Raw genomic sequence first — 8,326 nt, forward strand, 5'->3', positions numbered from 1 at the left:
CTTCACGACCGTGCCATTTTCATCGAATCCTTGCAAGACTCGCGTCGCGCTGGGGGCGATGTCTCGCCGCGGCGCCCCTCATCCGCACGCAACGACGCTGAAGGACGACCATGGCTGAATTCTCCGACATCCAGACCCGAGAGATCGGGCTGCAGAAGTCGCTCACCGCACGGCAGCTCGGGATGATCGCACTCGGCGGGGCGATCGGCACCGGATTGTTCCTCGGCAGCCGGTTCGCGATCGGCTTCGCCGGCCCGAGCGTCGTGCTGAGCTATCTGATCGGCGGCATGATCGCACTGATGCTCATGGCCGGCCTCGCCGAGATGACCGTGCAGCATCCCACCTCCGGATCCTTCGGGGCGTACGCCGAGCACTACATCGGCCCTCTTGCCGGGTTCCTCGTGCGGTACATGTATTGGGGCTGCATCGTGCTCGCCGTCGGCACCGAGGTGACGGCGGTCGGCGAGTACATGCAGCTGTGGTTCCCCGGGATCCCTCCGTGGATCTGGGTGGTCGTCTTCGGCGGCGCGCTGATCCTCGTCAACGCGATGAACGTGAAGAGCTTCGGCACGCTCGAGTACTGGTTCTCGGCGATCAAGGTGTTCGCGATCCTCGCGTTCATCGTGGTGGCCGGGTGGCTCGTCTTCTTCGCGGGAGACGAGAAGCGCGGCGTGCACAACTGGGGCGCCGAAGGAGGGTTCATGCCGAACGGGCTCAGCGGCATGTGGTTCGCGGTGATCGTCTCCATATTCAGCTACCTCAGCATCGAGATGATCGCGGTCGCCGCAGGCGAGGCAGCCGAGCCCGAGAAAGCCGTGAAGAAGGCGTTCAAGGTCACGGCCTTCCGGCTGCTCATCTTCTACATCCTGACGCTGTCGCTGATCGTGTCGATCGCCCCGGTCTCCGAGATCCTGTCGGGTTCGAGCCCGTTCGTGACGGTCATGCAGGTCATCGGCATCCCGTTCGCCGACTCGGTTCTGAACTTCGTCGTCATCATCGCCGCGCTCTCGGCGATGAACAGCCAGCTGTACATCTCGACCCGCATGATGTTCTCGCTGTCGCGCGCCGGCGAGGCACCCCGGATGTTCGGCACGGTGGGGCGGAACGGAGCGCCGCTCAACGCGCTGCTGCTGTCCACCGGAGGCATCGCCGTCGCGACCGTGATCTACGTGCTGAACCCGGCGGACGCCTTCACCATCATGTTCGCGATCTCGATGTTCGGTGCCCTGTTCACGTGGTTCATGATCTTCGTGACGCACGTCGCGTTCCGTCGTCGGCTCGCGGCGCAGGGCATGAAGCCCACGTACACCGTGTGGGGAGCACGTGTCGGCGCCGTCGTCGGTGCCGTGCTGATGATCGCGATCGCGATCTCGACCGCCCTCACCGAGGAGTTCCGCGCGACGCTGCCGTTCGGCATCCCTTGTCTCGTGACAGCGATCGGTGCGTTCTTCATCGTGCAGAGGCGTCGTCGGCGCGCGGCTGCGGGCGCGATGACATCGGCGGAATCCGCGGTCGACGCCGTCAAGAACAGCGATTCTTGACGGCATCCGACCCGTCATCGAAAGCCTCGACCCGAGTACGCTCGTAATCGTGACCGAACGCGCTCCTCTCTCTCGCAAGCTGTCCGCCATCGCCGAATCGGCGACCCTCAAGGTCGATGCCAAGGCGAAGGCCCTCAAGGCCGAAGGCAAGCCCGTCATCTCGTATGCCGCGGGCGAGCCCGACTTCGCGACACCGCAGTTCATCGTGGATGCCGCCGCCGAGGCCCTGGCAGACCCCGCGAGCTACCGGTACACCCCGGCGCCCGGCCTGCCCGCGCTGCGCGAGGCGATCGCCGCGAAGACGCTGCGCGACTCGGGTCTCGAGGTGTCGCCGAACCAGGTCATCGTGACCAACGGCGGCAAGCAGTCGGTGTACCAGGCCTTCCAGGCCGTGGTGAACCCGGGCGACGAAGTGCTGCTGCCCGCGCCGTACTGGACCACCTNNNCTACAAGGTCACCGTCGAGCAGCTCGAGGCCGCTCGCACCGACCGCACGACCGTGCTCGTGTTCGTCTCGCCCTCCAACCCGACCGGCTCCGTGTACACCGCCGAAGAGACCGCAGCCATCGGCGAATGGGCGCTCGAGCACGGCATCTGGGTGATCTCGGACGAGATCTACCAGAACCTCACCTACGAGGGCGTCAAGGCGACCTCCATCGTCGAGGCCGTTCCTGCTCTCGCGGGCCAGACCATCCTCGTCAACGGCGTCGCGAAGACCTACGCGATGACCGGATGGCGTGTGGGCTGGATGGTCGGCCCCGCGGATGCCATCAAGATCGCCGGCAACCTGCAGTCGCACCTCTCGAGCAACGTCAACAACGTCGCCCAGAAGGCCGCGATCGCAGCCCTCAACGGCCCCCAGACCGAGGCCGAGCAGTTCCGCGAGGCCTTCGACCGCCGACGCCGCCTGATCGTGTCGGAACTGTCGAAGATCGACGGCCTCGTCGTACCGAACCCGCTCGGCGCGTTCTACGTGTACCCCGATGTGCAGGGCCTCCTCGGCCGCACCTGGGACGGCGTGACGCCGACCACCTCGCTCGAACTCGCGGACTTCATCCTCGAGCGCGCCGAGGTCGCGGTCGTCCCGGGTGAGGCTTTCGGCCCCTCGGGCTACATCCGCATGTCGTACGCGCTCGGCGACGACCAGCTCCTCGAGGGTGTGCAGCGCCTGCAGCGACTGTTCAGCTGACCTCGTATCACCGACGCCCCGCCTCGCCGATGAAGCCCCACAGGGCAGACGTCGGCGAGGTGGGGCGTCGTCGTGCAGGGGGACGTCGGCGATGGGTGGCCGCTGTCACTCCTCGTCGTGGAATCCGATGAGCCAGCGGACGCCGTAGCGGTCGACGAGGGTGCCGTCGTAGTCGCCCCACGGTCGCTTCTGCAGGGCATCGAGCACTCGACCCTCCAGGGACAGCTGATCGAACCAGCTGGTCAGGGTCGACGCGTCGGCCGTGCCGAGCAGCGAGAGGAACATGCCGTTCATCTGCACGGCATCGTCGTCGGCTCCGGCGTCGGCACCTGCCAGCTCGACCGGGCCGGACAGCTGTCCGTGGGCGATCGCATCGCCCGGGCCGTCGTGGCGCCCGGCCTGCGAGTAGTCGAGCAGCTGCAGATCGCCGCCGAAGACGGAGCGGTAGTGCGCCAAGGCCTCGGCTGCGTTTCCCGGGAACAGCAGGTAGGGGATCAGTCCGCTCATGCCGCGAGTGTACGGCGAACGGGTGACGTTGTCAGTCAGGGCGCGGTTGTCAGTCAGGGCGATGCCGTCAGTCGGGGACGCTGCTGCGATAGCGCCGGGGTTTGCCCTCGCCGAGGTCGATGAGGCGTGCGACGCGGTGCAGCTCCACCGGCATCCCGAGCAGCGCCTCGAGAGCGGTGCGGATGCCCGCCTCGTCACCGCCCGCGATCGCCGCGCGCACCCGTCCGTCGTCGCCCTGCTCGATCGACCACCCCAGCGCACCTCGGGCCTGCAGCTGCTGAGTCAGCTCGACGCACGGCACGAGCGTGCCGTCGGCCGCGCGGAAGCGCGTGTTGTCGCGCCCCTCGAGATCGGCGATGCCGAATGCGCCGTCGTCGAGGAGGACCGACCGTCCGAAGTCACCGGTGCGATATCGCACCAGCGGCAGCAGCGGGTTCTCGCCCGCGGTCACCACGATCTCTCCCATGACCCCCGGAGGCACGGCGACGTCGCGGCGGGGATCGAGGATCTCGACATGCACTCGCCGGTCGAGGATGCGAAACGGTCCGTCGTCGGTGCGCGCGGCGATCGGGCGCGTCTCGTGCAGCCCGTACACGTCGATGACCGGGCAGCCGAACGCCGCTTCGAGGCGCTCACGCAGCGGTGAGGAGAGCGCCATGGCACCCGAGAAGATCACGGCGGGGTGCAGCACGGCGTCGAGTCCGGCATCCAGAAGCTCGGCGAGGCTCGTCGGATGCCCGCTCAGGATCTGCGGATCCGCCTCCCGGAGGAATCGGGCCCGTGCGTCGACGTCGTCCCAGGCGGAGGGATGCAGGTTCAGGCGTGCCATGGCGCGGTGCGCGAAGCTCGAGATCACCGACACGTAGGTGAACGCCTGCCTCTGGAAGACGAGATTCACCACCGCCATCCGTTCGCCGTCGGCGGTGACCGTGGCTCCGGCGGATGCGGCGAGCGCGACGAGCTGGTGGAAGCCGCGCGCGACCTCCTCGACGTCGTCGGGGATGAGCAGTGCCGCCCCTGTCGAGCCCGAGCTCGTGCCGTGCAGCATGCGCGAGAGGTCCGCATCGAGCGGCACGAACGCTGCGAGATCGTCGACGAGATCGGCCCGTGCGATCGTCGGGAAGTCCTCGAGCGCGGCATCCTCCGCCATCCCCCGATACCGCAGCGTGCGCCGCGCCGCCACGAGATGTTCGCGGAGCCAGTCGTCGGTGGGGAGCGGATGCCGTACCCGCTCGACCTGCTCGGCGGTGAGGCGGTCGCCGGTGGCGTGGGTCCACTGCGGAGCATCCGGATGCGCGCGCCAGTGCGTGAGCCTCGACACCCCGTCGGCATCGATGGTCGGCCAGCGCTCTGCGTCGGTGAGCACCGCAGCCTCTCCCGGCGCGTACTCGGCGAGGTCCAGCGCCCCGCGGAGGTCGGGGTCACTCACTGGAGTACCGCGCCGCCGCCTCCTTGCGGCGGGCTTCTTCGAGCTTGCGGGCGATGTCGGCGCGGTGCCTGTGGCCCTCATATGCGTCGGCGAGCGCCCGGTCACGGGCCAGGGAGTCGCAGGCGGCGAGAAGGGAGGCGGCGGTCGCAGCATCCTCCCCCGCGGGGAGGAACCCGCACCAGAGCAGGAACGTGCGGGCGGCCTCGGTGCGCCGCTCGTCGTCGGAGGTCCATTCCGCGGGTTCGGCGACCGGGGCGACGCGCAGCGCGAGCGCATCGACGGCGAGGGCTGCCCATCCCGTCGAGAGCGCCGGATCGAGCGGCTCGATGAGGCCTTCGCTGGCGACGAGCCACAGTCCGATGGCCGCCCCCTGACGCACACGAGGATCGTCGTCGAACCCGGCGGCGACGATCTGACCGCCCAGGACGTCTCCCGCCAGGGCACGCAGCGAGATCCGCTCGTCGAGGAACTCCTGGGGCACTCGGGAGATGCGGGCAGCCACCGCCTCGAGGGAGGGCCCTGGTCTCGTGCGCGCCCAGGCCTCGGCCTCTCCGCCCGAACGCTCGCTCCATGCGGCGAGCAGCGCCTCGGTGTCAGCCATGCAGGGCCTCGGCCAGGGCCGCGCACGCTGCGGGTGCGTCGGCCATCGTCTGCAGGTACACCACGTCGTAGCCGTCGCGCTCGGCGAGCTGCGCGACCTGGTGTCTGCGGTCCATGAGCACGAGCGTACCGGTCGTGAGCACCTCTCGAACGGTGCGGGCGACGCCCTCGTAGGGCTCGTTGCCGACACCGAACATCGACACCAGCCCGTCGTCGGAGAGCACCACGACGTGACGCTGTTCGTCGTCGCCCGCCGGAGGAAGCCCCGCGTACCTGGCCGCGTAGAGGTCGAGCGGGAACGACGTCGATCTGCCGAAGAAGAGCGAGATCGCGGCGATGATCTCGGCGGGGTCGCGGCCGAACCGCGGCATCCCCGCCACCTCGCCCGTGCCCGAGAAGCTCGTGACCCTGACGCGTCCTCCGCCGCGCAGGATCGACAGCGCGAGGATCGTTCCGGCGAGCACGGCGGGCGAGCCGTTGCGCGGATGCGTCATCGACCCCGAGGAGTCGATGTAGAGGTCGAGCTCGAGGCTCGTCTCGCGGACGATCGGCTCGTCGTCGAGCTCCGAACGCCGACGGGTCGTGACCCCGGGGATCACCGTCCCCGACCTCAGGGTCAGCGGCCAGTCGAGGTCGGCGAGTGCGTCTCCCACCTCCCAGAGCTCGACGGGACCGGGGATGCCGCCGGTCGGCGTCGAGGGAGCAGGGCGCGTGTACGGGCGCACCCATGCGGCCGCCTCGTTGCGATACCAGGCGGCGAGCACGGCATCCTCACCGCTCTCGCGGTACAGCGCGAGAGTGCGCGCGATCGTCAGACGCTGTCCGTCCTTCTTCGTACGGTCCTTCGCGGGGTCCACGGGTTCTTCCGCGTCGTGCGCGTCGACCACCGTTCCCGGGTGGGGAGGCAGATCGCTGCGCAGTCGTTGATCGGCCAGGATGCGCCCGAGCTCGTCTGCCGTCGCCGGGGCATCGTCGATGCCGCAGCCTCCGCCACGTCGACCGCCCCCGGCCAGCGCCTCCTCCGCGAGGTAGGGCGCCGCGATCACTCCGAACAGCGCCGCCCCCGACACCGGATCTGTCGAGAAGGATCGCACCGCATCGGCGATGAGCGACGCATCGACACCGGGGTTGGTGGCAGTCGCTCCGGCGAGCTCCGCGGCCACGCGCTCGCTCTCGGCGCGTGCCTCTCGCAGCAGACGCTCCTTCTCACGGTGCTTCTCGGGGATCTCGCTCAGCGGCACGAACGTCGTCTCTGCGAAGGTGCGCACCGGGCGAGCCGGTGGTTCGAGCGCGCAGAGCGTGCCGGCGGGAATCTGCCACAGCAGTTCGTACGCCCGGCAGTAGACCCACCACAGACGGTCGACGCTGCCAGGGGGCGCCGGATAGAGGGCCCGCCCCAGGCGGACGATGCCCAGATCGCGGGTGGCGGTAACCGCTCGCCCCGGCTCCGCCCGCTGAAGCTGCGCGAGCCGCGTGTTCACGAGCAGATCGCTCCACAGGTTGGAGAGGCGACGGGCGCTGTCGCCCGGAATCGCCCGCGGCGACGCCACCGAGATCGCGCGCGCCATCTGGTGGTCGATCTTGAGCGAGTCGATGCGCGTACTGGGCGCCAGCACATGGTGCCCGATCTCGTGCGCGAACATGCTCCACAACTCGTCGGCGAGCCCGCGGTCGGCGAGATAGCGCGGGTCGACGGTCACCGACGGCGGGAAGGAGAACCACGCGGGGGCACCATGCGCCTCGGCGGCCCCCGGCCGGATCGCCGGGTCATCGAGTCGCACCCGCCACAGGGCGAGCGCCCGCTCCCACGCCGATCGGGCGTCGTCGGTGAGCGGAACCCGATCGGGGAGGGCCGTCACACCTGCTCCCGCACGTGCACCCAGGCCAGGTGCGTGTCCGGCCCGATCACGACGGTCACACCGTCGGCGCTCGGTTCGGCCGTCGCCGGTCGCTCAGGAAGCAGCGAGAGCCGCGCGCCCCACACGTCACTGTCGAGGCGCCACCAGGCATCCGCGACGAGGAACGCGAAGGCGCCGTCATCCGGGAGCCGCTCCACCCGCTCGGGAGGACGGACCCACGCACCGCCGAGACCCCGGAAGCCGCCGGTGGCGAGCACGTAGCCGCGCTGATCCGCACGACCGGGCCACCAGAAGCGATCGCCGCGCTGCCGGCGCCGGAACTCGTCGAGCAGGTCGACACCGAGGCCCAGGGCCCCGGCGGCGGCCACCCGCTGCTCCGCGGAGTCGAGATCGTCGAGCCTGGTGAGCGCGTCGACGCGCAGCCCGAGCACGCCCGCACGCCACGCAGCGATCGCGACGAGATCGAGCGCGCGATGGCGGTCGGTGAGGGATGCCGGGTCGAGCTCGATGCCCGCGGCGAGCGCGCGGCCGAACAGCAGCGGATCACCGTGCACGGTCCGCACCGACTCCGCCGCGAGCGCCGCATCGAGTCCCGCAGCCGAGAGGTCGGGAAGCTCGGCGGGCGGGAACGGCGCCGAGACGTTCGCCAGCTGCACGGGGACGCGGTTCACCCGCGCAGCTCCTGCCAGCGCACGTAGGCGGTGTAGCGCTGATGGAGGTACTTCAGCGCGATGACGTCGTCGAAGTCGCGGCCGTACAGCTTGCCGACCGTGGCGATCCGGCGCAGCTGCGCCTCGACCGCGGTGATGCGACGAGAGGCCTCGAGCGCCGGAAGGCCGTCGAGGCCGCGGTCGAACTCCCTGAGGAGCGCAGCCACCTCATCGTCGGTGTCGCGCCCGAGCGCATCGTACTGCCGGCACGACTGGGCGAACAGATCGGCCAGCCAGCTGACGGTGTCGGTGCTGAGTTCGCGCTCAGCGCCGACGTCGAACCGCGGATGCGTGGCATTCGGCAGCAGCTTTCCGCGGAGCACGAACGGCAGGACCGCCGCGACGTCGTCGAGCTCCACGGCGTCCACGCCCCGGAACCAGGCCATGCCCTTGGCATACATGATGAGCGTCTGCAGAGCGCGCACCGAGAGTCCGTTGCGGGTCTGCGCCCCGAGATCGACCTCGAGATCGGCACCGCTGTTCGCCTCGATG

6 protein-coding genes and 3 pseudogenes are annotated in these 8,326 nt (G+C 69.7%); 3 read left to right on the forward strand and 6 right to left on the reverse strand.

Annotated features, from left to right (window positions below; genetic code table 11):
* Positions 1–110: 110 nt before the first annotated feature.
* From ASF80_RS15630 to ASF80_RS15635, 3 genes and pseudogenes are all read left to right on the forward strand, one after another.
* Positions 111–1,541 carry an amino acid permease gene (locus ASF80_RS15630; RefSeq protein WP_056312826.1) on the forward strand — a complete coding sequence of 477 codons (1,431 nt, stop codon included), beginning with the start codon at positions 111–113 and terminating at the stop codon, positions 1,539–1,541.
* An 88-nt stretch (positions 1,542–1,629) separates the two neighbouring features.
* Positions 1,630–1,984 (forward strand): annotated as a pseudogene (locus ASF80_RS19450) (aminotransferase class I/II-fold pyridoxal phosphate-dependent enzyme); the annotation flags it as partial.
* A 3-nt stretch (positions 1,985–1,987) separates the two neighbouring features.
* Positions 1,988–2,729, forward strand: a pseudogene (locus tag ASF80_RS15635) (aminotransferase class I/II-fold pyridoxal phosphate-dependent enzyme); the annotation flags it as partial.
* A gap of 105 nt (positions 2,730–2,834) precedes the next feature.
* Here the strand turns inward: ASF80_RS15635 and ASF80_RS15640 are convergent.
* From ASF80_RS15640 to ASF80_RS19455, 6 genes and pseudogenes are all read right to left on the reverse strand, one after another.
* Complete coding sequence (locus ASF80_RS15640) at positions 2,835–3,236, reverse strand: VOC family protein (protein WP_056312828.1); 402 nt, start codon at positions 3,234–3,236, stop codon at positions 2,835–2,837.
* Positions 3,237–3,303: 67 nt separating this feature from the next.
* Positions 3,304–4,665, reverse strand: a complete 1,362-nt coding sequence (locus ASF80_RS15645) for an AMP-binding protein (RefSeq protein WP_056312830.1) — start codon at positions 4,663–4,665, stop codon at positions 3,304–3,306.
* Complete coding sequence (locus ASF80_RS15650) at positions 4,658–5,266, reverse strand: hypothetical protein (protein ID WP_056312832.1); 609 nt, start codon at positions 5,264–5,266, stop codon at positions 4,658–4,660. The genes ASF80_RS15645 and ASF80_RS15650 overlap by 8 nt, the downstream gene beginning before the upstream one ends.
* Complete coding sequence (locus ASF80_RS15655) at positions 5,259–7,124, reverse strand: VWA domain-containing protein (RefSeq protein ID WP_056312834.1); 1,866 nt, start codon at positions 7,122–7,124, stop codon at positions 5,259–5,261. The genes ASF80_RS15650 and ASF80_RS15655 overlap by 8 nt, the downstream gene beginning before the upstream one ends.
* Complete coding sequence (locus tag ASF80_RS15660; protein ID WP_056312835.1) at positions 7,121–7,795, reverse strand: hypothetical protein; 675 nt, start codon at positions 7,793–7,795, stop codon at positions 7,121–7,123. The genes ASF80_RS15655 and ASF80_RS15660 overlap by 4 nt, the downstream gene beginning before the upstream one ends.
* Positions 7,792–8,326 (reverse strand): annotated as a pseudogene (locus tag ASF80_RS19455) (ATPase); the annotation flags it as partial. The pseudogene ASF80_RS19455 and the gene ASF80_RS15660, both read right to left, overlap by 4 nt.

This window comes from Microbacterium sp. Leaf159 (assembly GCF_001423615.1).
Taxonomy (GTDB): domain Bacteria; phylum Actinomycetota; class Actinomycetes; order Actinomycetales; family Microbacteriaceae; genus Microbacterium.